This window comes from Variovorax sp. 01T432, assembly GCF_056398605.1.
The window spans coordinates 1-758 of the sequence record NZ_JBFTPS010000147.1 but is presented as its reverse complement, the minus strand read 5'-3'; the positions used below and the strand labels follow the sequence as shown (position 1 = coordinate 758).

Genomic DNA, 758 nt, shown 5'->3' with positions numbered 1-758 from the left:
GAGCTGGGCCAGCTTCTTCCTGTCGGTGCGCTGCGCGAAGTCCTGCCCGGCCTGCTGGACGAGATAGGAACCGTCGGCCGCGGAAGCGATGATCATGAGCGTTCCGTCCTAGGCGCACGCGAGCACCGGCGTCGCGGATGCGGCCAGCCGCTTGATGGAGCCGCGCCGGTAGACACCCTCCAGGCCCAGCGCCTGCATCGCCTGCATGGCCTGCATGGCCTGGCGCAGCGTGAGGGGGTGCGGCTCCGAGGCGAAGTGCTGGCGCAGCGAAGCCGCGTCGATGTTCAGGCCGATCAGCTGCGTGAAGGCCGCGATCAGCGGCCACGCGCCATCGATGCTCGCGCGGGTATCCTCCGCCGACGCTGCGGGCAGCGCGGTGTCTTGCTTGGTCAATTCAGACTCCCTGGGTTTTTGTATCGTCTATCGGGCGGCTTCCGCCGGCGTCAAGGGCAGCACGAAATCAGCGCCGCAAGGACAGGACGGCCTCCTCGTCGGCGGCCATGGCGGTTCGGGCTTTCCTGCACTCACGCCCCTCAACCCCACCACTGCCTGCACCATGGCCTGCTCGTGCGCGGCGGCGGCGTGCAAGGGGGAGGCCTCGTCCATGGGCACGAAGCCGAGCGATGCGTCGGCCGCCGCGCTCGATGGCACCGCCGTGTTGATCATCTGGTTGAAGTACCGTGCGATGCGCATCGCCTCGGCCATCAAGAGGTCGTCCTGCTCCTGCTGCCACTTTGCTTCGGCTTCGGCCTTCGCTT

The 758-nt window shown here is 67.9% G+C and carries 2 protein-coding genes; both read right to left on the bottom strand.

What is annotated here, in order from left to right:
• Window positions 1-108: 108 nt before the first annotated feature.
• Window positions 109-393 (bottom strand): hypothetical protein, encoded by a 285-nt coding sequence (locus AC1DNF_RS35715; RefSeq protein WP_478153663.1) that lies wholly within the window; start codon window positions 391-393, stop codon window positions 109-111.
• Between the two features lie 27 nt (window positions 394-420).
• Window positions 421-758 (bottom strand): hypothetical protein (locus AC1DNF_RS35710; protein WP_478153661.1); only part of this gene is annotated, 338 nt, incomplete at its 5' end.